General features: G+C 41.1%; 22 protein-coding genes and 1 other annotated feature. Of the genes, 12 read left to right on the forward strand and 10 right to left on the reverse strand.

Features of this window, described 5'->3' with window-relative positions:
* Nucleotides 1-21: 21 nt before the first annotated feature.
* Genes DWW85_RS01205 through DWW85_RS01215 form a run of 3 tightly spaced genes read left to right on the forward strand, consistent with a single transcriptional unit; the run spans nucleotide 22 to nucleotide 3,531 of the window.
* Entirely contained in the window at nucleotides 22-1,317 is a 1,296-nt protein-coding gene (locus DWW85_RS01205) for a DUF5716 family protein (protein ID WP_117807229.1), read from the forward strand.
* Nucleotides 1,305-2,141: a hypothetical protein gene (locus tag DWW85_RS01210; protein ID WP_117807230.1), complete on the forward strand. Its 837-nt coding sequence runs from the start codon at nucleotides 1,305-1,307 to the stop codon at nucleotides 2,139-2,141. Before DWW85_RS01205 ends, DWW85_RS01210 begins: the two co-directional genes overlap by 13 nt.
* A gap of 22 nt (nucleotides 2,142-2,163) precedes the next feature.
* Nucleotides 2,164-3,531, forward strand: coding sequence for an FAD-dependent protein (locus DWW85_RS01215; RefSeq protein WP_117807231.1), 1,368 nt, complete (start codon nucleotides 2,164-2,166; stop codon nucleotides 3,529-3,531).
* A 244-nt stretch (nucleotides 3,532-3,775) separates the two neighbouring features.
* Here DWW85_RS01215 and DWW85_RS01220 read toward each other — a convergent pair whose 3' ends face one another.
* Nucleotides 3,776-5,131 carry a zinc ribbon domain-containing protein gene (locus DWW85_RS01220; RefSeq protein WP_117807232.1) on the reverse strand — a complete coding sequence of 452 codons (1,356 nt, stop codon included), beginning with the start codon at nucleotides 5,129-5,131 and terminating at the stop codon, nucleotides 3,776-3,778.
* A gap of 62 nt (nucleotides 5,132-5,193) precedes the next feature.
* Here DWW85_RS01220 and DWW85_RS01225 point away from each other — a divergent pair, with 62 nt between their 5' ends.
* From DWW85_RS01225 to DWW85_RS01250, 6 genes are all read left to right on the forward strand, one after another.
* Entirely contained in the window at nucleotides 5,194-6,165 is a 972-nt protein-coding gene (locus tag DWW85_RS01225; protein WP_117807233.1) for an AraC family transcriptional regulator, read from the forward strand.
* Nucleotides 6,166-6,305: 140 nt separating this feature from the next.
* Nucleotides 6,306-7,982: an alpha-glucosidase gene (locus tag DWW85_RS01230; protein WP_117807234.1), complete on the forward strand. Its 1,677-nt coding sequence runs from the start codon at nucleotides 6,306-6,308 to the stop codon at nucleotides 7,980-7,982.
* Nucleotides 7,983-8,154: 172 nt separating this feature from the next.
* The gene (locus DWW85_RS01235; RefSeq protein ID WP_117807235.1) at nucleotides 8,155-10,212 is read left to right on the forward strand and encodes a WD40 repeat domain-containing protein; all 2,058 of its coding nucleotides are present in this window, start codon (nucleotides 8,155-8,157) and stop codon (nucleotides 10,210-10,212) included.
* A 69-nt stretch (nucleotides 10,213-10,281) separates the two neighbouring features.
* Nucleotides 10,282-10,486: a binding site (T-box leader), on the forward strand.
* 101 nt (nucleotides 10,487-10,587) lie between these two features.
* Complete coding sequence (locus DWW85_RS01240) at nucleotides 10,588-13,230, forward strand: valine--tRNA ligase (RefSeq protein WP_117807236.1); 2,643 nt, start codon at nucleotides 10,588-10,590, stop codon at nucleotides 13,228-13,230.
* A gap of 171 nt (nucleotides 13,231-13,401) precedes the next feature.
* Complete coding sequence (gene nudC / locus DWW85_RS01245; RefSeq protein WP_117807237.1) at nucleotides 13,402-14,400, forward strand: NAD(+) diphosphatase; 999 nt, start codon at nucleotides 13,402-13,404, stop codon at nucleotides 14,398-14,400.
* A gap of 348 nt (nucleotides 14,401-14,748) precedes the next feature.
* The gene (locus DWW85_RS01250) at nucleotides 14,749-15,258 is read left to right on the forward strand and encodes a flavin reductase family protein (RefSeq protein WP_021944623.1); all 510 of its coding nucleotides are present in this window, start codon (nucleotides 14,749-14,751) and stop codon (nucleotides 15,256-15,258) included.
* 1 nt (nucleotide 15,259) lies between these two features.
* Here the strand turns inward: DWW85_RS01250 and DWW85_RS01255 are convergent, their stop codons facing one another.
* A complete protein-coding gene (locus DWW85_RS01255; RefSeq protein WP_117807238.1) occupies nucleotides 15,260-16,147 on the reverse strand; it encodes a DegV family protein in 888 nt (295 codons plus the stop codon).
* Nucleotides 16,148-16,631: 484 nt separating this feature from the next.
* On the opposite strand from DWW85_RS01255, the gene DWW85_RS01265 reads away from it, so the two are divergent.
* From DWW85_RS01265 to DWW85_RS01275, 3 genes are all read left to right on the forward strand, one after another.
* Nucleotides 16,632-17,024 (forward strand): cytidine deaminase, encoded by a 393-nt coding sequence (locus tag DWW85_RS01265; RefSeq protein ID WP_021944626.1) that lies wholly within the window; start codon nucleotides 16,632-16,634, stop codon nucleotides 17,022-17,024.
* A gap of 37 nt (nucleotides 17,025-17,061) precedes the next feature.
* Entirely contained in the window at nucleotides 17,062-17,427 is a 366-nt protein-coding gene (locus tag DWW85_RS01270; RefSeq protein WP_117807240.1) for a cupin domain-containing protein, read from the forward strand.
* A 301-nt stretch (nucleotides 17,428-17,728) separates the two neighbouring features.
* Complete coding sequence (locus DWW85_RS01275) at nucleotides 17,729-17,968, forward strand: DUF6061 family protein (protein ID WP_006858432.1); 240 nt, start codon at nucleotides 17,729-17,731, stop codon at nucleotides 17,966-17,968.
* Between the two features lie 76 nt (nucleotides 17,969-18,044).
* Here DWW85_RS01275 and DWW85_RS01280 read toward each other — a convergent pair whose 3' ends face one another.
* The 8 genes from DWW85_RS01280 to DWW85_RS01315 form a co-directional block, all read right to left on the reverse strand.
* Nucleotides 18,045-20,252: an ABC transporter permease gene (locus DWW85_RS01280; protein ID WP_117807241.1), complete on the reverse strand. Its 2,208-nt coding sequence runs from the start codon at nucleotides 20,250-20,252 to the stop codon at nucleotides 18,045-18,047.
* The gene (locus DWW85_RS01285) at nucleotides 20,242-21,009 is read right to left on the reverse strand and encodes an ABC transporter ATP-binding protein (RefSeq protein ID WP_117807242.1); all 768 of its coding nucleotides are present in this window, start codon (nucleotides 21,007-21,009) and stop codon (nucleotides 20,242-20,244) included. The genes DWW85_RS01280 and DWW85_RS01285 overlap by 11 nt, the downstream gene beginning before the upstream one ends.
* A 111-nt stretch (nucleotides 21,010-21,120) precedes the next feature.
* The gene (locus DWW85_RS01290; RefSeq protein ID WP_117781658.1) at nucleotides 21,121-22,134 is read right to left on the reverse strand and encodes a sensor histidine kinase; all 1,014 of its coding nucleotides are present in this window, start codon (nucleotides 22,132-22,134) and stop codon (nucleotides 21,121-21,123) included.
* Complete coding sequence (locus tag DWW85_RS01295) at nucleotides 22,131-22,799, reverse strand: response regulator transcription factor (protein ID WP_015520152.1); 669 nt, start codon at nucleotides 22,797-22,799, stop codon at nucleotides 22,131-22,133. Before DWW85_RS01295 ends, DWW85_RS01290 begins: the two co-directional genes overlap by 4 nt.
* A gap of 108 nt (nucleotides 22,800-22,907) precedes the next feature.
* On the reverse strand, nucleotides 22,908-23,654 hold the full coding sequence (locus DWW85_RS01300; RefSeq protein ID WP_117807243.1) for a DUF6040 family protein: 747 nt from the start codon (nucleotides 23,652-23,654) through the stop codon (nucleotides 22,908-22,910).
* Nucleotides 23,593-25,314, reverse strand: coding sequence for a MobA/MobL family protein (locus DWW85_RS01305; protein WP_117807244.1), 1,722 nt, complete (start codon nucleotides 25,312-25,314; stop codon nucleotides 23,593-23,595). The genes DWW85_RS01300 and DWW85_RS01305 overlap by 62 nt, the downstream gene beginning before the upstream one ends.
* Complete coding sequence (locus tag DWW85_RS01310; RefSeq protein ID WP_117807245.1) at nucleotides 25,284-25,643, reverse strand: hypothetical protein; 360 nt, start codon at nucleotides 25,641-25,643, stop codon at nucleotides 25,284-25,286. The genes DWW85_RS01305 and DWW85_RS01310 overlap by 31 nt, the downstream gene beginning before the upstream one ends.
* Nucleotides 25,643-25,957: a hypothetical protein gene (locus tag DWW85_RS01315; RefSeq protein WP_006859028.1), complete on the reverse strand. Its 315-nt coding sequence runs from the start codon at nucleotides 25,955-25,957 to the stop codon at nucleotides 25,643-25,645. Before DWW85_RS01315 ends, DWW85_RS01310 begins: the two co-directional genes overlap by 1 nt.
* Between the last annotated feature and the right edge of the window lie 85 nt (nucleotides 25,958-26,042).

Consider the following 26,042-nt stretch of genomic DNA (forward strand, 5'->3'; position numbering starts at 1 on the left):
GCAGAAACAGGAGGAGATAACATGACGGAACATCCATTATATCTGGGATTGGATCTGAGTCCGGAGTATACACAGTTAAGTTATTATAAGCTGGATGAAGGGGTACCGGAATCAATCTGTCACAGTGATTCCAAAGATACATATCTGCTTCCAAATATTATGTTTTATACAGATAAATATAAAGACAGAACCGGAGCAAAGGATGAATCCGGTTGGAGTGTCGGGGCGGTGGCTGCAGGGAAACGGTTCAAGGAAGATGGCGTGATGGTTGATCGTATTTACCAGAAGACGATCATCAACGAGGACACGGAGATCTATGGAACAAGTTATAAAGCAAAAGACCTTCTGGTCAAAATGCTGCTGCTTCATATCCGGGAATTTACAAAACAGTTTGAAAGCTATGAGATCAGGCGGCTGGTAGTAACGATCGCAGATGCCGATATTCATATCATTAAGGCGGTGCAGGAGTTACAGAGAGCGCTTCATTTAAGTGATGAACAGTTTGAGATCACAAGCCATATAGACAGTGGAATTTATTACATCTTTAATCAGCCGGAGTCGTTAAGAAATAACAGTGTGGTGCTGTTTGATTTTAACAGCAGCGGGCTTGATTATTACAGATTCGATATTACGCATAACAAATCACCGGAGATTGTGGATGTATTTCATCAAAACCTGAAAGACCGCTTGACATTTTCAGCGTTTAAGAAGGACGATGAGGAGCTGGATGAGCAGTTCGCAGCGATCTGTCAGGAGCTTCTGGCAGAGACTTATGTGTCCTCGGTGTTTCTGACCGGAATTGGCTTTGCGGATAACTGGCTGAAGGAGTCGGCGACGATCCTCTGTCAGGGAAGACGGGTATTTGTCGGTCAGAATATCTATACAAAGGGAGCCTGCTACCGGGCATTTGGCGATCGGCACAGCAAGGTGCTTGATCGTTATCTGATCCGGTCGGAATATACAGTTGGCTTTGATATAGGTATCAGTTTAAATGATGACAGCAAGACATTTGTGCCGATCACCAGAGGAGGACAGGAATGGTTCCACACAAAGGGAAAATTATATATCTTTCCGGACGAATCAAATCAGGTGGAGCTGATCTATCGCAACATATTGACAGGAGATTATGATAAGGAGCATATCGAGATCCACGGACTGCCGAAGCGTCCGCCGAAGACGACCAAGATCTCACTGGAAGCGGAATTCTACAGTGCGGAAAAGGGCGCGGTTGTTATCAGGGATGAAGGATTTGGAACGATGTTCCCGACCACAAATAAGATATATAGGAAGGAATTTGACCTGAAATGGGAAAAATAATTGTATGTAATACAAAAACTGCACAGAATCCATATACGTTCCTGAATACCAAGGTATCTGTATATTCCTACGAGGAATTGTGTTACTACCTGTATAATAATATGGTGCTGGTTGGGGAAGAAGATGTGACGGCGAGATTGTCGGCATGGATCAGAAGAGAGCTTGATCTCACAGAGCTTGCGGATAAGATCGATACATTACTTGACAAGCATGCATTTGTTCAGGATATCATGGTGGAGATTCTTGTGTATGGCGGATATTACAGCAGTGAAGAAGTACGGCAGTTTATGGCGGAATGCCAGAAGCTTCGTACGTTAAAATCATACGAAGTCGAGAAACTGCGGGCGGATGGATATCTGCGGTACAAGCATTATATAAAAGCGGGTGCGATCTATGATGAGGTCATCTGCTATCTGGAAAAAGAAAAACAGGAGGATGAATTCCTCGGAAATGTATATCATAATAAAGCAGTTGCTCTGGCCGGAAATCTTCAGCTTGATGAAGCAAAGAGCTATTTTATTAAGGCATATTCGTTAAATAAGAATGAGGAATCCCTGATCGAATATTTCTGTGTGCTGGCAGTTACAGTGGATACTGCGACACTTGAAAAAGAGATTAAGAAACGAGGACTTCCTGCGAACTTTTTAGAGGATCTGATGAGTGAAGTCGGAGATTCTAAAGAAGATGTGCGGGAGCTTCCAATCTACAATAAAGTCCAGAAAGCGGTTTATAACCGACTTCATGGACATATTGAAGATTATGACAGGCGTATGGATACGATCCTGTCGGAATTAAAAGACGAATTCAGGGATCAGCTTGTCTGATAAATGAAAGGTAAAGTTGTGTATGAAGTATGATGTGATTATTATTGGTGCAGGACCGGGAGGAATCTTTGCGGCATATGAACTGATGAAGAAGAAACCGGAGTGTAAGATCGCTGTATTCGAAGAAGGATATACTTTAAAAAAGAGAAAATGTCCGATTGATGGCGATAAGATCAAGAATTGTATTAACTGTAAGCATTGCTCGATCATGTGTGGATTTGGCGGAGCAGGTGCATTCTCAGATGGAAAATACAATATCACAAATGATTTTGGTGGAACACTGTATGAATATATCGGTAAGCAGAAAGCTGTTGACCTGATGAAGTATGTAGATGAGATTAACATGGAAAATGGTGGCGATGGAACAAAGCTTTATTCAACCGCCGGAACGAAGTTCAAGAAGCTCTGTCTTCAGAACAAGCTGAAGCTTTTGGATGCGTCGGTTCGGCATCTGGGAACTGATATCAACTATGTTGTTCTTCAGAATCTGTATGATCAGATGAAGGATCATATAGACTTTTATTTTGATACACCGGTTGATACAGTACAGGTTATTGATGGTGGTTATTGTATCATCTGCGATAAGGGTGAATTCGACTGTGAGAAATGTATCGTATCCGTTGGACGAAGCGGAAGCAAATGGATGGAAAAGGTATGTAAGGAGCTTGAGATCCCTACAAAATCCAACCGTGTCGATATCGGAGTCCGGGTGGAGCTCCCAGCAGTTATCTTCTCACATCTGACGGATGAATTATATGAAAGCAAGATTGTATATCGTACAGAGAAATTCGAAGATAATGTCAGAACCTTCTGTATGAATCCAAATGGAATTGTGGTAAATGAGAATACGAATGGTATCATCACTGTAAACGGACATAGCTATGAGGGTGATGAGAAGAAGACAGAGAATACAAACTTTGCACTTCTGGTTTCCAAGCATTTTTCAGAACCGTTTAAAGACAGTAACGGATATGGTGAGAGTATCGCAAGATTATCTAATATGCTGGGCGGTGGTGTAATTGTACAGAGATTTGGAGATCTGGTTCGAGGCAGAAGAAGTACCGTGAAGCGTATTGAAGAAGGGCTGGTAACACCGACCTTAACGGCAACACCGGGTGATCTGAGTCTTGTCCTTCCAAAGCGTATCTTAGATGGAATCATGGAAATGATCTATGCACTGGATAAGGTAGCACCGGGAACAGCCAATGATGATACTTTGTTATATGGTGTAGAGGTCAAGTTCTACAATATGGAAGTGGAGTTGGATGAGAATCTGGAAAGCTGTCATAAGGGTTTATATGTGATCGGAGATGGCAGTGGCGTAACGCATTCGTTGTCCCATGCCTCCGCCAGTGGTATCTATGTAGCTCGTCACATCCTTGGCGAGTAATGGCATAATGATAAAAAGCCGAAGATTTTCAGACATCGGCTGCTATATAATACGAATCCCCTTGTAAAGACTCATGATATTTTCTGCTCACTGTATATGCCTGATCCGTAAATGCTCCTGTGCCAACTCGCCCTTCGGACTCAGACAGGCACCCGCATTTACGAATCAGGCATGTGCAGTTTGTAGAAAACATCATGAGTCTTTACAGGTGGGAATTATTGTATATAACAGCAAGAGATCATTTCTAAATAAGCTCCAGCTTTTCAATGACAAAGCCTGCATTCTCCATATGATATTCGTTGCCACAGTAAGGGCAGATGCGCTGGCGTACGGAATCGAAGCTTGCGCCACAGGCAGGGCAGTGGACGGAAGTAATGGAGAAACCGGGCGGTTCCATGTAGGCGGTATTACGTCGGAGGGATACGTCGATGCAGTCGCCCCGACGGTTTATGGCGCCATCATGTTCACTGTAATTGATCCACCAGGTACGAAGATTCAGGCACAGCTCACTTCCCTCCATGTGGATATCGTTAACGGTCAGTGCATGCATATAAGTCATTTCGATAATGTCCCGAAAGTATGGATTTAAGGAAGCACCACGATAGAAGGCAAGATTTTCCGGCTGATCGGCAAGAACCGTCATACGAACCAGCGCGATGATCTGACCTTCAAATTTCTCAAAAGAAAAATACGGATCATATGGTGCAAACGCCCGGTTGATTTTTCCTTTTGTTGTTACATAGGACCAGAAAGGAATCCGTTTTCGGCCATCCCGATTGAACTGTTTTGTCATCACAAGGACAGATGAAAGAATAAGTCCCCAGAATCCTCCCCCGATCAGAGTAATAAAATACGACATGAAAAGTCCTGCAGGAATCGGTGTATCCGGATCGGAAAGACATGGGATCACAGAGAGCAGGAAAACAACCAGTATCGTGTACCATATGATATTTCCTCTTTTCATTTTGTTATTATCCCGGATAAAATATGTATTTGTGATACGTGGGAACAGATCCTTGACCTGAAATACGGTATTGCAATAAGGGCAGCCCTGTGTCAGAGCGGAAACCGGATTTACGGCACCGCAGTTCGGGCAGGTCATTGTCATATGATGAAGCTCGGCTTCATTTGGTGTGTGGACAACAGATTCATACATCGTATCATCGGAATCCCGGTCATATATGATGCCGGATGAATTCTCAAACCGCAGTCGTCTGGTGATATGTTCATTCATCAGGTCAACGGTATACCATGCGGTGTTTCTTGAAAAATATGTGGTTCCGGGAGTCTCTTTGGCAGGTGCTGTGTAGTGGATCATGCGGATTCCTTTGCGACCCAGTCGTTCTCTTTGCAGACGGAGGGCGTAGGAGGTATCACCGTCACAGCTCTTTGGCGGAAGTCCGGAATCATACCAGTGATTCAGCTCTATGGCAAAATCATCATAGATGCTTTTGTGTTTTTCCCATGCAGGTTTGTATTTCTTAAATGCGGTCACCTGTTTTATATAGCGTATCAGTAATATAACGGCAATTATGATCAGTACGATACCGATTCCAAGGAAAATAAATGCGATGTACGATATAAAACCATTTGTCCCCATGTAGGAAAAGTGTATAATGAAATATAGAAGATGTCCAGCATAAAATAAGAAAGGACCAAAGCATGAAAAAGCAGGAAATGGCAAATACATCGTTAAAAGAGAATAGAACACATGGAACGGTGCAGTATCCGGTTGCTTTGTACGAATGGAACGGAGAAAATGAGTGGCATGTGGTTCCGCATTGGCATGAGGAAATGGAATGGATCTATTTTCAAAAAGGTGATTTCCCGGTATGGATAAATACAAAGGAATATCAGGTTCATGCACCGGCATTTATGTGCATCCATCCGGAAGAACTGCATGCATTGATCCTGGAAAAGGATGGTATAGAAAGTGCGGTTGTGTTCCCTGTTGATATCCTGTGCTTTGAACGGTATGATGCGACGGAGGCGAAGGTGCTTGGCCCGCTTGCAGAAGGAAAGCTTCGGATGCCGGTTCTGTGCCAGAGCGGGGATGCGGCATTTGAAGAATTAAGTGCCTGTTATAAAGAGATTGAACAGATGCTCAGGCAGATGGAAGAATATGATACGAAGAAAGCGCAGCATCAGGATTCTTCAATAACGCGTGAGAACATGCCAGGAGAACCGAAACAGAATCTACAGAAAAATATGCTCTATTTGAATATCAAGGCAAAGATGTTAGAGCTGATCGCAGTTGCATATAAGTATGACCTGCTTACAAGACAGGTCAGGGAAGGCAGGGAAGAATCCGGGACGGTAGAGAATCTGAAAAAGGTGTTGCAATACATCGGGGAGCATTACGGTTCGCCGATCCGCCTGTCTGAACTGGCGGAGCTGGTCAATATGAATGAACAGTATTTCTGCCGGTATTTTAAGAAGAATATCGGGAAGACGATCACAGAATATATCAATGTGATCCGTGTGGAGAAAGCGGCAACGGCACTTGCAGAGACAGAGGATAAGATCATAGATATTGCATCTGCCTGTGGATTTGACAATATCGGATATTTTATCAGACGCTTTAAAAAGGAGAAGGACATGACACCTTCCGAATATCGTAAAAAGTCAAAATAGTACAATAAAATAGTCAATTTAAAGATAGAAAACCTCTATGTATTCCGTATACTGTAATTAAAGTGTAAAAAGAACGAGTATCTGTATCCGATGGTGGAACAGATACAGACAGTATAAAAGGAACACAGGAGGTTTTTATAATGAAAAGAAAATGGTGGCATGGTAAAGTAGCATATCAGGTATATCCAAAGAGTTTTCAGGATACAAATGGAGATGGGATCGGTGATCTTCGTGGCGTGATCGATCATTTAGATTATCTGAAAAGTCTGGGAATCGATATTATCTGGTTATCTCCAATCTATCAGTCTCCATTTGTCGATCAGGGTTATGATATTTCAGATTATTATAAGATCGATGAGATCTTTGGAACGATGGAAGAATTCGATGAGTTGTTAGCAGAAGCGAAGAAGCGGGATATGTATATCATTATGGATCTTGTTATTAATCACTGTTCTGATCAGCATGAATGGTTCCAGAAAGCATTAAAAGATCCGGAGGGTAAATATGGCGATTATTTTTATTTCCGTAAGGGAAAAGATGGCAATCCGCCAAGCAATTACCGGTCTTATTTTGGTGGAAGTGCATGGGAAAAGGTAGAAGGAACGGACTATTATTATCTTCATATGTTTGCAAAGGAACAGCCGGATCTGAACTGGAACAATCCTGAGGTATTAAATGAATTATATACCATGATCAACTGGTGGCTGGATAAGGGCGTTGCGGGTTTCCGTATCGATGCGATCATCAATATCAAGAAAGATCTGAGTTTTCCGAATTATGAGCCGGACGGACCAGATGGAATGACAGGAATCTTCCGTATGGTTGAGGGCGTCGATGGCGTTGGTGAACTGTTAGAGGATCTGAAGAAGCATACATTTGAAAAGTACGATGCGTTTACAGTTGCTGAAGTATTCAATATGAAGAAGGATGAGCTGGAAGAATTTATCGGTGACGACGGACATTTTTCAACGATGTTTGATTTCTCAGCGCATGAGATGACCTTTGGCGATCATGGCTGGTACGATGCGAAGAAGGTCGGATTTGATGATCTGAAAAAGGTGATCTTCCATGCACAGAAGGAATGTGAAGATGTTGGCTTCCTTGCAAATATTATAGAGAATCACGACGAGCCGAGAGGTGCGAGCCGTTATCTGCCGGATTACCTTCAGAATGAAGACGGAATCAAATTACTGGGAACGATCAGTGTTATGCTGCGTGGTATTCCGTTTATTTATCAGGGACAGGAGATCGGTATGCGTAACTGTCATATGGCTTCGATCGATGATTACAATGATATTAGTACAAAGAATGAATATGCAGTTGCAATCGATGCTGGCTGCACGGTAGAAGAAGCGATGGAAGCCTGCTATGAAAACAGCAGGGATAATGCCAGAACACCAATGCAGTGGGATGATTCTGCACAGGCAGGATTTACAACCGGAACACCATGGCTCTTTGTAAATCCAAATTATAAAGAGATCAATGTAAAAGAACAGCTTGGCAGGAAAGATTCAGTATGGCACTATTACCAGAAGCTGATCGCACTTCGTAAGTTCGAGGACTACAAAGAAGTATTTACCTATGGCAAGGTCGTTCCAATGTTTGTGGAGAAGGATGGAATATTTGCATATGCAAGAAAGACAGAAGACCAGACCGTTTACATTATAACGAATTACAGCAGAGAAGATATCACGGTTGATCTGCTGACTACAAATGAGCAGCCGAAGCTTCGTGTTTTGTTAGATAATAAGAATGACGTATGCTTAAATGGCAACCGTATACGGTTAAGCTCCGGGCAGGCAGTGATCCTGGGATAATGCTTTGAATAATTGATCAACATATAAAACCATTAAAATGATGGCGAAACAGTGCTTAAAAACCATCATTTTGATGGTTTTTATTAGTTACAAGGAAATTAATATATGATATTCTGTTAAAAAGTGGAGATAAATTAGGGGTATTATAATGGCATAGAAATGGGGTGCATATATGAGAAAGAATTACAGGAAAGATATCGGCAGATGGCTGGCGGGAGTGCTGGTTATCAGCATGACACTTGGACAGATAACAGGCTGTCAGCTGACAGGTGGGAATCAGAATGGGGGAACAACCTCCGGGTATCTGACAGAAGAAAATACTGACAGGGCAGATGGCTCACAGACGACAACCGAAGAATCGACCACAGAAGAAGAGTGGAAGTCGATCATCTCGGGAGAATACTACAAGCAGGCAAAGGTATCCGGACAGACGAACCTGTATCAACTGGATATGAAAGTAGAGGAAGATGGTATTTACATCAATAAGATGTTTGCTTTGGGGGATGCCCTTGGAATCCAGTATGGCGTAGGAGAAGACGGTTATCTGGCATTATATGATCTGGCGGATCTCAGGCAGAAAGCGGTTGTAAGCTGCCCGAAGGATACATATGCGTCAGATGTTTTTTCAAATGGAACCGATGAGGTGATTCTCTATGATAAAGGCAACAAAGAGCTGATCCGGTATGGAGCATTGTTGGATCAGGAGACTGTTATGCCAATCGAAAAAGGGACACCGGACAGTTATCTGATGTCAAAGGATCTCACCGGCTTCTTCTATACAAATGCAGAGGATGGACAGATCTATGAATATGATCTGCGGTCAGGGAAAGAGGCAGAGGTGTGTCTGGCATATTCAGGAGAAGGAAAAGATACAACGCTGCTTGGATATGCGGAAGAACCGGAGTATCTGGTGGTGTCGGCATATGATAATACGGCAGACCGTTTGGAGGTCAGATGTTATAGTGTGACCGGCGTGGATGTAAAAGAAACCGGTGATTATAATATCGTGCAATTTGAAGGAAGTGGGGATAAATACTACGCATCGGTATATGCGGATGGTCAGGTCTATCAGGTGTATGGAGAAACGTCCGGGGAAGAACCGGGCATTCTGATTCCGGATAATACAGGTGATTTTCAGGTTGGCTGCGATGTAGAACATGGTCTTGCGATGTATGGCTGTTCCAGTCAGTCGCAGGAGACAAATACACAGAAGCTGCAGTTCCGGATCTTTAATGTGGATACCGGTAAATGTGAAAACAGACTTGCAGTAACATTCCCATTTGATGAAACAAATTATATCTATATCGATCAAGGTACTTATATAGATACATACAACTTCTTTGCATTTTCAACGAGTGGACTCACACCAGAAGTATACATATGGGATCTGAACGATGCGCGCAGCATTTCCGGTGATTCCAGAGTCTACCGTTATTCATGGAGTTATCTGGATCATCCGTCCGATGAGCTGAAGCAGGAGCTGCGGCATCAGGCAAAGGATATCGGAGATCAAAATGGTGTAGAGGTACATATATTTGATGAAGTGACGGAGTGCAGCAAGGATATCTACCGGTATGAGGCGTCAGACAATGCACTTCTGACCGCGCAGTCACTGGAAGTATTGAAGAATGAGTTGAAGAAATATCCGGATCGGATGTTGAAAAATCTGGATGATGGATATGGAAGCATATTAAAGATCTATCTGGCAGGAGCAATCATAGGAACAGATGAAACGGCACTTACAACTGCTGCCGGTGTTCAGAATACTCTGGAGAATGACACATTTCTGGTTATTGATATCAATGATCAATCTGCCTATATCAGCACGATCCACCATGAGATCTTTCATGCGATCGAGAACCATATGAATTACACCGGCTGTTGGTTTGATGAAGGAATTTGGTCGGAGTGCAACCCGGCTGGATTCGATTATGATTACGATTATATTGCAAATGAAAATAGCTATGACAATACCTATGTAGCATTTTCATCCGGTGATGCGTCAGAGATTGCATTTATTGACACCTACTCAAAGAGCTTTCCAAATGAAGACCGTGCGAGAGTATTTGAATATGCCATGACGGATCAGCAGAATGATAATGGATTCTTTAGCTATGAAAGAATACGGAAAAAGTTAAAGGTGATATCGGATCAGATGAGCGCATGTTTCTCGGAGGATGATGGAGCGACACTTATGCCGTGGGAAAGAGTATTGATGTATGAAAAATAGCAAGATTACGTTTAAAACCGCTTGACACTGGAAAGACTTCTGTTGTACTATGAGATTTAGTTTAACAGCATAAATGCAAGGAAAAAGAGGAGTACCATAAAAGAACTGCCAGAGAGGAAGATCCACAGGCTGAAAGGTCTTTCGAGGAAATTTGTGGGAAGGTAGCTTTGGAGCAGCACATCCGAAATGTTCAGTAGGATGCGCCGGGTCGTTCCCGTTACAGAATAAGATGAGTGATAAATTAAGGTGGTAACGCGTAAGATACGCCCTTTGGAACAGAGATGTTTCAAAGGGCTTTTTCTATGTAAGAAGATTGATTCTGTAAAGGAAAAACGCTCCACTAAAGATGCTATAAAAACAGAAAGGATGGAACAGATGAAAGAACTGGAAAAGACATACAATCCGGCCGACATAGAAGACAGGCTGTACAGAAAATGGGAAGATAAGAAATATTTTCATGCAGAGGTAGATCGCAGTAAGAAACCATTTACGATCGTTATGCCGCCTCCAAATGTAACCGGACAGCTTCATATGGGTCATGCCCTTGACAATACGATGCAGGATATTCTCATTCGTTTTAAGAGAATGCAGGGATACAGTGCATTATGGCAGCCGGGTACAGACCATGCAGCGATCGCTACAGAGGTAAAGGTAACAGAGAAATTAAAGGCAGAAGGCATTGATAAGAAGGAGATTGGCAGAGAGGCTTTCTTACAGCATGCTTGGAAATGGAAAGAAGAATACGGCGGAAGAATCGTAAATCAGTTAAAGAAGCTGGGTTCATCTGCTGACTGGGACAGAGAGCGTTTTACAATGGACGAGGGATGTTCAGAAGCAGTTAAGGAAGTATTTGTTAATCTCTATGAAAAGGGATATATCTACAAAGGTTCCAGAATTATCAATTGGTGTCCTGTATGTAAGACATCCATTTCGGACGCAGAGGTAGAGCATGTAGAGCAGGAAGGACATTTCTGGCATATCAATTATCCGATCGTTGGAGAAGAAGGAAGATATGTAGAGATAGCAACGACCAGACCGGAAACCCTGCTTGGTGATACAGCGGTTGCCGTAAATCCAAAGGATGAGCGTTATAAGGATATCATCGGTAAGATGCTGAAGCTTCCACTTACAGATAGAGAGATTCCTGTTATCGCAGATGAATATGTAGATATGGAATTTGGAACCGGATGTGTAAAGATCACACCGGCACATGACCCGAATGATTTTGAAGTAGGCAAGAGACACAATCTGGAAGAGATCAATATCTTAAATGACGATGCTACGATCAACGAGAAGGGCGGCAAATATGCAGGCATGGATCGTTATGAAGCAAGAAAAGCAATGGTAGCAGATCTGGAAAAAGAAGGTCTTCTTGTAAAGGTTGTACCACACACACATAACGTAGGAACACATGACAGATGTAAGACAACGGTAGAGCCAATGATCAAGCCACAGTGGTTTGTCCGTATGAAGGAAATGGGCCAGGCAGCTCTTGACCTGATCAAGACAGATGAGCTGGAATTTGTACCGGAGCAGTTTGATAAGACATACATCCACTGGCTTGAAAATATCCGTGACTGGTGTATCTCCCGTCAGCTTTGGTGGGGACACAGGATCCCGGCTTATTACTGTGATGAGTGTCATGAGACGATCGTTTCCAGAGAAGTTCCGACGGTATGTCCGAAATGTGGATGTACACATCTGACACAGGATGAAGATACACTGGATACATGGTTCTCATCCGCACTCTGGCCGTTCTCAACACTTGGCTGGCCAAAGAAGACACCGGAATATGAATATTTCTATCCGACTGACGTACTTGTAACCGGATACGATATCATCTTCTTCTGGGTTATCCGTATGGTATTCTCCGCACTGGAGCAGACAGGAAAGAGCCCATTTAAGCATGTTCTGATCCACGGACTGGTTCGTGACGATCAGGGCCGGAAGATGAGTAAGTCTCTTGGGAATGGTATCGATCCGCTTGAGGTTATTGATAAATATGGTGCAGATGCCCTTCGGCTGACACTGATCACAGGTAATGCACCGGGAAATGATATGCGTTTCTATTGGGAGCGTGTAGAGAATTCCAGAAACTTTGCAAATAAGATCTGGAATGCATCCAGATTCATTATGATGAACATGGAAAAGGCGGATTTCTCAAATGTAAAATTATCTGATCTCACGATCGCTGACCGCTGGATCTTATCCAAGGTCAATGATCTGGCAGTTGAGATGACAGATAACATGGAGAAATACGAGTTGGGTATCGCAGTTTCCAAGGTATATGACTTCATATGGGAAGAATTCTGTGACTGGTATATCGAGATGGTTAAGCCAAGACTTTACAATGATGCAGACGAGACAAAGGCAGCAGCCCTCTGGACATTAAAGACAGTTCTGATCCAGGCATTGAAATTATTACATCCATATATGCCGTTTATCACGGAGGAGATTTTCTGTAATATTCAGGATGAGGAAGAATCTATCATGATCTCTGACTGGCCTGTATATAAAGAGGAGTGGAACTTCAAGCAGGATGAAAATGCAGTTGATACGATCAAGGCTGCGGTTCGTGCGATTCGTAATCTGCGTACCGGTATGAATGTACCGCCAAGCAAGAAAGCAACTGTATATGTTGTATCTGCTAAGAGTGAGATCCGTGATATATTTGAAGCATCAAAGAATTTCTTTGCAACACTTGGATATGCAAGTGAGGTATTCATTCAGGATAGCAAGAATGGTATTGATGAGAATGCAGTATCTACCCTGATACATGATGCCGCACTCTATATTCCGCTTGCAGAGCTGGTTGATATCGACAAAGAGATCGAGCGTCTGGAGAAAGAATCCGGTCGTCTGGCCGGTGAGATCAAGCGTGCATCCGGTATGCTTGCAAATCCTAAATTTGTAGATAAAGCACCGGTTGCCAAGGTAGAAGAAGAAAAAGCCAAGCTTGCAAAATATACAGAAATGAAAGCCCAGGTTGAAGAACGTCTGGCTCAGTTAAAGAAGTAATAACAGAGACGCAAAGCTGTGTCCATATATGAATCGAAACGACAGTGTCGACAGAAATGATTCATGGTATAAATTCAAAAAGAAAGAAACAGGCTGGCTGATCCGCATATAAAAGCACTGATAATACAGATGTTTTCATATCGTATCAGACAGCCTGTCTGGTATAGGAAGATGATACAGGATATAGAACCAAAACGGTTTCATAATGAATATGCATATCGAAAACCGCCGAAGAATGATGATGTGATCCTTGCATTTTCCGAGAAACTGATCCTTGCCAAAAAGGTAGAGGATGAGCATGAGCTGGTCTGGCTCACTGTCTCGGAATATAAAAGCTATATAGGAATAAATGATACGGTCACGCAGGATGCATCATGGCAGGATAATCTGACCTACCTGTTTGTGATCGATGACAGACAGTATTTTCTGTATCGGCCGCAGGATCTTGTCCGGACAACAGAGCCTTATTATGTTGAAAGATCAGCGAATGGAGCAACTGATGTAAATTGGGGAGAGCGTCTGGAGATTCTGGGTTATGAATACCGGAGCATGTATAAGACCAGAAGCTGCAAGCCAAAGGAAGAAGTGCTTGCGGCGGCAACCGGATGGCATCTGCATCTGTGGTATTCGATGAACCGCTATTGTGGAGCCTGCGGAACGCCTGTGCTCCCGGATGAGAAAGAACGGATGCTCCGTTGTCCGTCCTGCGGACATCTGATCTTCCCAACGATCGCACCGGCAGTAATTGTCGGAGTGACAGATGGTAATCGTATCATTCTTACAACTTACGCTGCAAGAGAGTATAAACGATACGCCCTGATCGCCGGCTTTACGGAAATAGGTGAGACGGTAGAGGAAACGGTTCGGCGTGAAGTGATGGAGGAAGTCGGAATACCGGTTAAGAATATCCGGTATTACAAATCACAGCCGTGGGGATTTGACAGCAATCTGCTGATGGGATTCTTCTGTCAGGCAGACAGAAAAAAGTCAGATGAGCATGAACCGGAACTGACCATCGATCATGAAGAACTTGCAAGCGGCGAATGGGTAGAGCGCGAGCAGATCCCGGACTATGGAGAACATCTGAGTCTGACACATGAGATGATGATGCAGTTTAAACGATATGGACAGGGTGTGTTTGATCTGAAAACAGATCGATCACAGGATTAAAACAGACCGATCACTATAAAAAAATAAAAATAAAGTTATAGTATTTGATATCTGAATAAAATAAAAAAAAATAAAAAAAGAAAAGCATAAGGTTGAAAATAATTTCATATATTATAAAACCTGTGTTAAAAAGTAATAAAAAACGATTTGTTTCTGAAAAGCTGTTGGTTGACAAAACAAAAGCGGATGGTATAATGAGCCAAAAACCAGCTGGTAATACCAGTGTACCATACGATTTTGCAATGAGGCATTGAGAATGATCAGTGCCTCATTATTGTATCAGGATGTATTTCTGTTACAGTAAACACTTCAGGAACTGAGTAATCAGAAAAGTGAGGTATTATCAAGATGAAAGAAATCAATGCAGAGGAATTAAAAGGAAATCTGATCGAAATGATCAACAAAAAGTGGGCCCTTGTAACTGCAGGAGATCATGAGAAGGCAAATACGATGACAGTAAGCTGGGGTTCCTTTGGTGAATTCTGGTCAAAGCCTGTTATAACGATTTATATCCGCCCACAGAGATATACAAAGCAGTTTATCGATGAACAGAAGGAATTTTCCGTTTGTGTGCTTCCGGAAGAGTACAGAAAGGCACTGACTTATTGCGGAAGAACATCCGGTAAGGATGTAGCGGATAAATTTGCAGGAGCAGGGATCACCCTTGATTTCTGTGGTGATGTTCCGGTTATCAAGGAGGCAGGCATTACACTCATTTGCAGAAAAATGTGCGAAGGAGATATTGATCCTGCTACCTTTGCTGATCCTGAGGAAGGAGCAAAGGTATATCCGGATAAGGATTATCACAGATACTATATCGCAGAGATTGAAAAGGTACTTGTACCGGATGAATATTAAATTAATACGGGCGTTCGCGTCCGAGAAAGAACAGTCCGGCAGCGCCGGGACCGCAGTGGGATGCGGTAATTGTACCGGCATTTAAGATGCGTACCGGATGAGTGACATTCGGAAATGTCTGTAGGACGGAGTTCTTTAACAGATAGGCAAGCTCGGGGCAGGCAGCATGGGAGATGAAGCATTTTCCATTGTAGTCTGTCCCGTTTTCTGCGTAGTATTCCATCTCAGAGATCACCTCTCTTACGGCGCGCTTCTTGCCACGGACTTTTGTATAGGCATCTGCCATTCCGTTCTGATCCAGCCGGATCAGAGGATGAATGTTCAGGATCGATGCGATATGGGAAGCAGTGCCGCTGATCCGCCCGCTATGGTGCAGAAAGGTGAGATCGGTTGTAAAAAACTGGTGATGGATACAGGTACGATGCTTCATGATCCAGTCGGCAGCTGTTGCCAATGAAAGACCTTCATCCCGCATATCGGCAACGTAGTCTGTTAATAATCCATATCCCCCTGCACCGCAGAGAGAATCAATGATCTGTATCTGTTTTTCCGGATAGTTCTTTTTTATTGCTGCCGCCGCACGATAGGCATTATTTGCCGATCCGCTTAAGGCGGAGCTGAATGTGATATGAAGCACATCCCCCTTCTGTATCAGTTCTTCAAAGAAATCATAATAGGAAGCTTCGTTGATCTGGGAGGTTGTAGGCAGCAGCCCTTTTTCCAACATCTTATAATACTTCGGCATCAGATCCGGATTTCGTTCCATGTTATCCTCGTATACATGTTCATGAATAACGTAAGTATAAGGAATGACCGCAATTTCCCGTTCATTCAGATAAGAATATGGCAGATCCGTTGTCGATTCACACGATAAGATAAAATGTCTCATGATAAAAACCTCCAATACATTTTCCGATATATTTTCGGTATTAGTATTTCCGGAATTGATGAAAATACTCTTTGAAAAAATTGTTATTATTGTGATTTCCTATAATATTATTTGTGATAACCATTCGCAAGAAAAAAAACTTTGGCGAATATTGTTTTCGGCAGAACTAATTCCGCTGCTTATATCCATAGGACTGATGATTTACTATAATAATATTCCTGGATATGGATTTATGCCAGGACTAACTTATTTGGGAGAAGTATTGTTTAGTTTTGGAGCGGTTGTTTTGTACTGTATAAGTTTCCTGATTTCTATATGCAGTTATATTGCAATTTCAAATAAACAAACTTAATTTGAGGTATTCCACTTGTGTGTTTATTTGAGTTCCTTGAATGAGCTTAAATATTATGTTAATATTTTAAAGAAGTTGGCGTGTAGTTGAGTAGAAAGATAAAGCGAAAGTTATAAGGGAGAACTGAAATTTATGGATAATAAATGGGAAGAGTTATACGATGCAGCAAAACAGGTATTAAAACCACGAGATGTTTCGAAAATTATTGAAGCAGGAGGAGTTGCTGCTGCGGTAGAATCTATATCGGGTAAAATTTATGTTGGGGTGTGCGTAGATACAGCGTGTACTTTGGGCGTATGTGCCGAAAGAAATGCTATCTTCAATATGATTACAAATGGTGAGGATGCTATTAAACGAGTAATTGCTATTGATGGAGATGGAAAAGCCATTCCACCTTGCGGAGCTTGCAGGGAATTTATGACACAGCTAATGCCAGAAGAATATCGAAAAATTGAGATAATGATGGATTATGAAAATGAGCGAATAGTAACGCTTGGCGATTTAACACCAGAATGGTGGATATAATCTTATTTTATCAAATCGGGAGTTGTGGAGGTATAGTATGGAATTCATAAGTAAAGAGAAGATAGTTGAATTATCAAATCCAGGAGTTGTTTCAAGACAACTATTAAATCCTGAAAATTCATCAAGTGAAAGGGTGACAATTACAGAGGTTCATCTTGAAATAGGTGCTTGCCAACCAAGACATACACATGATGCGTCAGAACAAATTTGGTATGCAACAAAAGGAACGGGTAAACTATTACTTGCAGATGAACAAGAAAAAGTGTTTACTGCTGGGGATGTTGTAAGATTTGCAGATAAAGATGTTCATGGTTTATTGAATGATGGTAATGAGAAATTTGTGTATGTATCAGTGACTGCACCACCAATAAACTTTGAATATGCATATAAGGATAAAAGATAGACAAATTCCAGTTGATATTTCACATATTTTAGGAAATTTAATAACTGTTATATTTGATTATCAAATTCTTCGCAAACCCTTGAAAATACTAAGTTTGTAGCAAGTGTACTTTCCCTTACTCTTTCCCTTGTGTTACATTCTCCCATTAGCTTTCATGAACCTTAATATGGGAAAAATTAAGGGAAAGAAAATTTCATAACACAGTATAACATATAACAATAACGACATGGTGAACTGATTGAAATGTTTTCGATATTTAACTCTATTACTGATTATCAAAAGAAAATGGAGATAAGATACGATGAGAACAATTTATGCAGAATACAACATAAATCACGATAGTATTGATGTTTACACAAGTGCTGGATATATGCTTCGCATTGACTGCTGGGAAGCTGAAAAAGATTTAAAAACCACATATGGATCAGAATGTGCACTTACTTCATTAGCTGTGGATGAGCCTTTGGAATATGCAAGATTATATCTTGAGGGCAATTTACAGATGTGGGTGGATGCAGAAGATTCATTAGAACTTTATTAAGTGAAAGAGGGATAGTGTTCATTAAGAGTGCTATCCCTCTTTAAAGAATGTGCGAAATGCAATAATTACATATTTTCTATGGATTAACAGAATGCCTAAAAATAATCCATGTACTTATGAAATAACAAATCAATAAAATTGCCAAAATGCCCATTGTTGCCCCTATTTGTAACATCAATGCACCAAACCCGATATAGGCTGAAATTTCTGCTGATATGGTTTGGATAAAGTAAGCTATTACAACAGCAGCTACAATGATTGCTGTGATAATTGGAAGCCCAAACCAAACACTTAATTGTTGCAAGATAAGTTTTCCGATATGCTTTTCTTCCACCCCCAATTTTCGGAGTACAGAGAAGCGATATTTATATTGTCCTGCGTCTAAGAGTTGTTGCAAGGAAAGTACGGTAAGACATATAATCATCAATACAACAGCACCATAAAGCATTGCAGCCTGTAAAACAAAATTATTTGCTATTGTACTGTTCCTCTGTAATGTACTGAACCGTATTCCATACATAACACCGCTTTCTGCTTGCTCTGGGTATTCCTCTGTAAAAAATTTTTCCAGTTCCCTTGCATTTTCATAGGAGATGTTTTCTTCTGTTGTGATATAGCGGTTTTTTATTACCGGCAACAGCTTTTCACAAATACTGTCTGGAAGTACATAGAGTATATCTGTATAGGAATTGTACGCTGTTTCTCCGATTGCTTCCTCATAATAGGACTGCTCGGAAAGAGTCAATTCTCCTGCGTCTGTCAAAATACTGGTATGCTCTTTCAAAAAGCTATCCCGTTCTTCCTCGGTGGCGATTGCCGCCCATTGTGTCGTAAATTCATCTTCCCCCAGAGAAATCTGTTCATAACCCAACATTTTCCTTATGGTGTTATAATCACTTAAAGAAATTGCCACAATCGGAAAATCATATTTCTGTCTGTTGTGAAAATCGTCTTTCTCTGGCAGATATAGATTGAAAGTGCAATCATAGTCTGTATCTATTTTATGTTCTGCCAGAAAATCAGTAATGATTTCATAACTGTCCTGTGGCAGATTTTCTTCTTCATAAACATCATTGTATCTCGAATATACCTGCACATCATACATAGAGCGTATATCCAAATAACCAGACGACCAGCCCGTCAAAATAGGGGCTGCAACGAACATGAAAATTGCTAATACCAAAGTGATACAAATGACTGCCATAGTCTTGCTGGTCGTATTCAGCTTTGAGGTAATCTGTCCGAAAAAGAAAAGTGCTTCCTCATGGTATCGGTGTTCTGGCGATTTTTCTTTCCATGCTACAATCAAACCACTGGTAAGATAAATGAAGGCACAAATGAAGAAAAGTAAGTCAATCACAACAAAAAGCAGATATTGATTGAGCGTTCCACCACCTAAAGGCAGATAATATTTATTTGTTAATGCTGCAACGCTGGCTGCTGTAAAAGCATTCAATACAGAACATATCAGCAAACCAGCAATGAAACATTCTCTTTTTTTCTTTCTGATTATGCAAAATATCGACCACAGCAAAGTAAGCAGCGGAAAAAGAATATTTCCCCAAAACATAAGCTGCACCGGAAACGCAAAGCGGGTGTCATAATAAAACCAGACCTTTTGTATTCCTGCAATCAATCCCCATACGGTAAATACTTCAAAGAGGACTACTACAACAGAAATGAAGCGGGTCTTTTTTAGCTCTGGTTCGTTCTCTTTCTCTGCGGAAAGCATATCAATAATTTTTGTTTTCTGAATGGTACGGGTATTGAAAATTCCTACCACAAAAAAACTTGCCACAAAAAATACCACTGTCAACAAAACGGTATCCGGGAATAATGTCCATGAGATTTCATAAGGCTTTCCATAAGCAGTAAGGAGCATTGCGGTAATGAATTGAGAACAAAATACACCGCAAAAAATACCAATCAAAATGGAAAACATACCCATAATCAGTGTTTCTGCAAAGAAAATCCTGCCAATAGTTTTTTGTTCCATTCCCATAATGGACTGGACAGCAAACTCTTTTTGCTTCCGTCTTAGCATATAATGATTGACGAACCGTATCAAAAATAACAACAGCAATGTTATCATGCAGATTGCAATTTTCATTCCGTCACTTAACAGAGTAAAATCATACTCGCTGCCTATATCCGGGCTATAATAACTACTGGAAATAGACAAGAACGCATAAAACAAGGTAACACAGATTGTCATTGTGACAATGTAGACCAGATAGTCTTTTACAGACCGTTTTGCATTTCTGAAAACAAGTTTAGCATACATGGCTCTGTCCCCCTCCAATCATGGTAAGGACATTCAGAATTTTATCAAAAAAAGCACTTCTGCTGTCGTTGTCCTTGCGCAGTTCCATAAAGATTTCTCCGTCTTTCAAAAAAAGAATACGGTTGGCATAGCTGGCGGTAAAAGCGTCATGAGTTACCATAAGAATTGTCGCCCTAAGCTGTTCATTGATACTTTGAATGGTAGACAGCAGCATTTGTGAGGAATGGCTGTCTAATGCTCCTGTCGGTTCATCTGCCAATAAGAGTTTCGGATTGTTGATAATTGCTCTTGCACAGGCACAACGCTGTTTTTGACCGCCCGATACCTGATAAGGATATTTGTTTAGAATATCGCTGATATTCAGCTTTCCGGCTATATCCAAAATGCGGGGTTCTACAATCCCTGCAGGGACTTTATTGATTGCTAATGCCAGTGCAATGTTTTCTGAAATTGTCAATGTATCCAGCAAATTGAAGTCTTGAAATACAAAACCTAAATTCTCTCTGCGAAAGCGGGCAAGGAATTTTGGTTTGATTTCCGTTATATCTGTTCCCTCTAAAAAAATATGCCCTGCACTTACGGTATCAATCGTAGAAATACAGTTTAGCAGCGTTGTCTTTCCAGAACCGGACGCACCCATAATTCCGAGAAATTCTCCGGCTTCCACAGAAAAACTAATATCTTTAATGGCTTTGGTAATATTCCCCTCATTGCCATAATATTTCTGGATATGCTCCAGCTTCAAAATTGTATTCATCGGATAAACCTCCTTAACTGTTCCATACCCATATTTTAAATGGAGTATCTCATTTTTTGTATCAAGTTTTCTTACACAATTCTTACAAAAATGTAAGAAGTGCAGAACCTGTCAGCCCTGCACTCCGATAATAAAATCATTCATTTGAAAGATAAGTGAAATCGTTGTTCCTCTGTTTTCGGAATAAGCAGTAAGTCCTATTCCCAGTTTATCACATAGACGCTTGCAAAGATATAAGCCAATTCCAGTAGAATTTTTCCCGGTTCGCCCATTCTGACCTGTAAATCCTTTTTCAAAAATACGGGGTAAATCACTTTTAGGAATACCTATCCCATTATCGCTGATAGATAACACAATCTTGTCATTCGTTTTTGTTGCCCCAAAGTGCAAAATAGGCTGCTCTGCATGGTATTTGATTGCATTACCGATAATCTGATTTAAGATGAACCGCACCCATTTTTCATCAGTGTAAACCATTGTTTCTATATCGTCTATCTGAATTGACATATTACTTTGACGCAAAAGATACTTATTATCTGCGATTGCACTATTCACAACATCGCATAAATTGACTTCACGGACAGAATAGTCTTTTTCAGCGTGTTCACTTCTGGCATAGTAAAGTGCCTGTTCTGTATATTGATTGATATTCTCTAACTCTGCCAATACCTCTCTGGAAAAGGGAGAACGGTTATTCTCACACAGCAGCTTCATAGCTGTAATTGGTGTTTTTACTTCGTGTATCCATTGTTCAATGTATTCTTTATATTCCCTGCGTTCCCTCTGTACTTCGCCAATCCGTTCCAACATGGATTTTTCAGCCATTTTCATAATCTGGTAAAAAACCTGTTCATCAGCCCTTTCCGGCACTTGCATGATTTCCGGCAATAAATATCGTTCTTCTAATTGCTCCGTCATATTGAGCAATTTATTCAGATACTTTTTTCGTGAGAAATAAAAAGTCAGCAAAGATAAAACAAGGACAATCGACCAGACCGCAAGAATAAACAGGACTGTTTGGATAGGATTATCGCTTGCAATCAGGAACAAGGCAAAGGCAAGCATACCCAGCAGATTGATTAAAATAACGGGGAGTTGATTTTTCAAATATTGTTTTCCACTCATAATGTATATCCTTGCCTGTGTTTTGTTTTAATGAAATCTACAAGTCCGATTGTTGCCAGTTTGTCACGAATACGGGTAATATTGACACTTAGGGCATTATCATCAACATAAAGCTGATTATCCCAAAGAAAATCCACAATATCATTTCTGGAACAGATTTTTCCAGCGTTCTTAAAAAGGTAGTAGAGGATTTTCAATTCATTCTTTGTCAATTCTGCTTTCTGTCCTTTGTACTCTATCATGCTACTCTCCAAATGCAGGGTAGCTTCTTTCCACATATAAATTTCTGTTTGAGAGGAACGGTAGGCTTTCTTTAACAATGCAGCAATTTTAGCAAGAAGAATAGCAGGATTATAAGGCTTTGTGATAAACGCATCTCCACCCAGCATAATGCTGTTTAGTTCGTCCATATCTGTATTGCTGCTTGTTACAAATACAATCGGAATATCTGAAAAAGTGCGAATTTGAGAACATATTTCAAAACCGTTATTCCCCGGAAGTTTTATATCCAGAATAACCAGATGTGGTGCAGCTTCTTTTAACTGCTCTATTGTTTGGGAAAAATCCGTAACTGCAAATACTTCATATCCATTCCCATACAAAAGAGTTTTAAGCTGTGTTTGTATCGTAAAATCATCTTCAATGATTAGTATTTTTTCCTTCATAGAGATACCTCCCTAACACTTTATTATACTGTATCAGAGAGGTTTTCTCAATCGTATTATTGAATGGGAATTTTAGAATGATTTTGTACATAGCTTTGTAAAAAATGCTTAATAGTTTCTTTTCTCAAGGTACGATTCTAAATAACACCTAAGTCCAACATATGCGCCCTGCAAAAGTACAAAAAGCAATAGAAGATTTACTGACAGTGCTTTTTTGATTGCTTCTCCAAAATAAATGATGACAGCAGCACTTGTCAGTATCATCAGTAGAGTAATGACATCCCAACACTTTTCCCTATATAATTCTATAACCTTTATTTCTATCAGTATCGCCAGTATCCCTGTTCCTGCCACACATATTCCTACAATCAATATTAGCAATATCCAATATACCATTCCGGCTATAAAAGGATTTGGAATTTTTGTGCTAATCTGTGCCACAGATTGCCCGACCTCAATCGTCCAACCGATAAAAGTTTGTATGAATGACGCTGCATCATGGAAGAATGATTTGCAATCGGAAAGAAACACATCTGACTGTACTGCCTGAAAAAGAGTGTTTGTCAGCGAATACCATGCAAGAAGGAACAAGGTTGTTTGGAACATTACCGTTTTTGCTTTATACTGTCCTGCAAGTCGCTCTTTTTGTGTTTCGTATTTCGCTTTTTCATTCTGATAGGCTGTCCGGTCACAGGCTTCACATTTTTCATAGGGTACCGGCTTTTCTACCGGTATCTCTACGATTTTCTGATGTGTCCGGGCATAATCCCGTTGTTGTGTTAAGCATCGTATTTTATCTTGACATTCCCCTATCGTGACGTTTGCGCTTCGCAGCTTCTCTTTCTCGTTCCGCAATGCTCTGTCTGCTAGCTTCAAGTCGTTCTTTAATGCTTGAATATTCCCGGCTCTGTTCTCTTTGTTTAATTTCTCGTTCAAGGTCAGAGATTCGTTGAGCTGCGTCTTTAGTTCCACGATAAGCTGGTCTTTCTGTTCCAGTTCTTCTTGTATCTCCTCGGTCAAGAGGAGAAGTTCTTCCAACTGTTCGGCGTTCTTTGATTCTCTGGATTCGTTCATCTATATCACGTCCTTTCTCTATCTGCTGTTCCAGTTCAGCAATTCGGTGTTCTGTTTCAGTAATAAACTGTTTTCGCTGTTCAGCTTCTGTACCAATTTCTGCCATTGCTGATTTTCGTTTTCCAAAAGTTCTATCTTCGTTTTCTGTTCTTCCATCTTGGAAAGCAGTTCCTCGGTATTTGGCAAAATGTTGAGCAGCTCGGATAACTCGCTGTTTAATTTTTGCAATTTCTGATTCTGTTCCTGCATAAGAGAGAGTTGGGTGTCCCGATTCTGCATTTCCAGAATCATTTCTGCCATTAAGGTCTGCTGTTCTTCGATTTGCCCAATCATGGATTCCATTAAGGGTATAATTTCCCGGCTTTCTTCTAATGTCATTTAATCGCTCCTTCCATAATGATAATGCACCCGATACTTTTCCAAAGGTGTCCAGTATCTTTTGCAATAACGTGTTTTGTTGTTTTATGATTTGATTTTCCGCTACTTTCCACGAACCTTTTATTTCCTGCCCGGCAAGAAACTTTTGTTCAATCTTTCTTGCGTCAGCGCCTTCATGGATGGTAGGAATCTGGAGTTTTCCCTGTTTTTCATAAGAACGGTGATCGACCTGATTATGCAAAGGAAGATGTTCATTACACACCTTTGCCCACTCACTCCGCCACAGTTCACAATTTTTTGGATTGTTCCATCCGGTAGCATCGGTCAGCACCCGTTTCCATTGCAGGCGGTTTCTTGCACCAATCTTCTGAATTCCGTTTTCGTCTAATACAGGGATACGGATTCCATGACGGTCAGGGTTTTTCTTATCCTGCCACCAGTTCGGATGGGATTCATCAATCACGATATTTCCGTTTTTATCTCTGACAAAATCCCAATCCTTGACTTCTTTCTTTCCCCAAGAATGATCCGGGTTAAAAGGACGCATAGTCAGAAGCAGATGAACATGGGGGTTGCCATCCCCTTTATCGTGGATACTCCAATCAGCACACATTCCTCTATCTACAAAAGTTTTTTGAATATAGTCAGTTGTATATTGAATTTGTTCCTGTCTGTTCCATTCTTTGGGAAGGGCAAATTCAAATGACCTGCCAAGTTGGGCATCTGCATTTTTTTCAATCTTCAATACCTCATTCCATAACCTTTGTTTCTGAAATGTGATTTTAAATTTTTCTAAAGTAGCTTCTTTATCTTCTGATCTTTTGTATCGGACAGATTTTTGAAAGCGTTTTATATTTTCTTCTAGTACTATCTGCCATTCAGGAGGTACGTTTTCACACATCATAAGACTGGTGTAGACCACTTCTTTTTTAGAAGTGTAATAACTGATTCTCCCGGTTTCCTCGTTTTTCATCACATCCCCATTGAGATATGCGGAAGCGGAGATAACAGATTTCCCTTTACTTCGTCCGACTATTTTGATTGTGTAATGAAAAATCGCCATGTCTGGATTCCTCCTTTCTGACGTATCCGGCATAGATTTCCGGCAACATTGCTTTCAGTTTTAGAAAAAGCAGCATTGCCGGAACGCCCTCTGCGTAAGAGTGCCCTGCGCATAGCAGCCTGCATGGAATGCGCCTCTCTGGCGAAGAGTGCCTCCTGCGGCATGAGCAGGTCTGGCTGAAAGCCCCGCTGACGGAACGAGCCCGGCAAGCGTGAGCGCAGACCGGTTGCCACTTGTGGCAAACTTATTGGGACGACCTCTGGTTGTCCATAAGTGCGCCCTTCATGAAAAAGCAATGAAGGGAATGAAAAACTCATCCCCTCCGCCATTACACTTCCTCCATATCAGTATTTGTTTCTTTTTGCATTGCCTTTGAGAAAAATTTCCCATTGGCTTCCTGCTTTTTCAGAAAACCAATCAGCTTTGGGATGTCTTCCTCCTCAATAGGCGCACCAAGAACGGATTCCACCGCACCGCCAACCTGACAGAGCCTATGGGTTCGTTTTTTACTTTCTTCGGCTTTCTTTCGTTTTAGAAGTTCTTTCTTCTGTGCTGCATATCGTTTTGCTTTTTCAAGGCTTTCCTGTTCCTTCTTTTCCATTTCAAGCATTCGTTCTTCATAACTTTTTGTTGATTTTGCCATTATTACATTCCCCTTTCTTTTGCAAACATAAGTTCTCGGTTGCGTATCAGAAGAAGCACATGGTATAATCTTCTTGCGTGTAGGT

It is taken from the genome of Clostridium sp. AF17-21AC (assembly GCF_003461365.1).
Lineage (GTDB): Bacteria > Bacillota > Clostridia > Lachnospirales > Lachnospiraceae > Coprococcus > Coprococcus ammoniilyticus.

Coding starts and splice junctions, on each gene's coding strand:
- DWW85_RS01205 (WP_117807229.1), top strand. CDS start 22: ATGACGGAACATCCATTATATCTGGGATTGGATCTGAGTCCGGAGTAT.
- DWW85_RS01210 (WP_117807230.1), top strand. CDS start 1,305: ATGGGAAAAATAATTGTATGTAATACAAAAACTGCACAGAATCCATAT.
- DWW85_RS01215 (WP_117807231.1), top strand. CDS start 2,164: ATGAAGTATGATGTGATTATTATTGGTGCAGGACCGGGAGGAATCTTT.
- DWW85_RS01220 (WP_117807232.1), bottom strand. CDS start 5,131: ATGGGGACAAATGGTTTTATATCGTACATCGCATTTATTTTCCTTGGA.
- DWW85_RS01225 (WP_117807233.1), top strand. CDS start 5,194: ATGAAAAAGCAGGAAATGGCAAATACATCGTTAAAAGAGAATAGAACA.
- DWW85_RS01230 (WP_117807234.1), top strand. CDS start 6,306: ATGAAAAGAAAATGGTGGCATGGTAAAGTAGCATATCAGGTATATCCA.
- DWW85_RS01235 (WP_117807235.1), top strand. CDS start 8,155: ATGAGAAAGAATTACAGGAAAGATATCGGCAGATGGCTGGCGGGAGTG.
- DWW85_RS01240 (WP_117807236.1), top strand. CDS start 10,588: ATGAAAGAACTGGAAAAGACATACAATCCGGCCGACATAGAAGACAGG.
- nudC (WP_117807237.1), top strand. CDS start 13,402: ATGATACAGGATATAGAACCAAAACGGTTTCATAATGAATATGCATAT.
- DWW85_RS01250 (WP_021944623.1), top strand. CDS start 14,749: ATGAAAGAAATCAATGCAGAGGAATTAAAAGGAAATCTGATCGAAATG.
- DWW85_RS01255 (WP_117807238.1), bottom strand. CDS start 16,147: ATGAGACATTTTATCTTATCGTGTGAATCGACAACGGATCTGCCATAT.
- DWW85_RS01265 (WP_021944626.1), top strand. CDS start 16,632: ATGGATAATAAATGGGAAGAGTTATACGATGCAGCAAAACAGGTATTA.
- DWW85_RS01270 (WP_117807240.1), top strand. CDS start 17,062: ATGGAATTCATAAGTAAAGAGAAGATAGTTGAATTATCAAATCCAGGA.
- DWW85_RS01275 (WP_006858432.1), top strand. CDS start 17,729: ATGAGAACAATTTATGCAGAATACAACATAAATCACGATAGTATTGAT.
- DWW85_RS01280 (WP_117807241.1), bottom strand. CDS start 20,252: ATGTATGCTAAACTTGTTTTCAGAAATGCAAAACGGTCTGTAAAAGAC.
- DWW85_RS01285 (WP_117807242.1), bottom strand. CDS start 21,009: ATGAATACAATTTTGAAGCTGGAGCATATCCAGAAATATTATGGCAAT.
- DWW85_RS01290 (WP_117781658.1), bottom strand. CDS start 22,134: ATGAGTGGAAAACAATATTTGAAAAATCAACTCCCCGTTATTTTAATC.
- DWW85_RS01295 (WP_015520152.1), bottom strand. CDS start 22,799: ATGAAGGAAAAAATACTAATCATTGAAGATGATTTTACGATACAAACA.
- DWW85_RS01305 (WP_117807244.1), bottom strand. CDS start 25,314: ATGGCGATTTTTCATTACACAATCAAAATAGTCGGACGAAGTAAAGGG.
- DWW85_RS01310 (WP_117807245.1), bottom strand. CDS start 25,643: ATGGCGGAGGGGATGAGTTTTTCATTCCCTTCATTGCTTTTTCATGAA.
- DWW85_RS01315 (WP_006859028.1), bottom strand. CDS start 25,957: ATGGCAAAATCAACAAAAAGTTATGAAGAACGAATGCTTGAAATGGAA.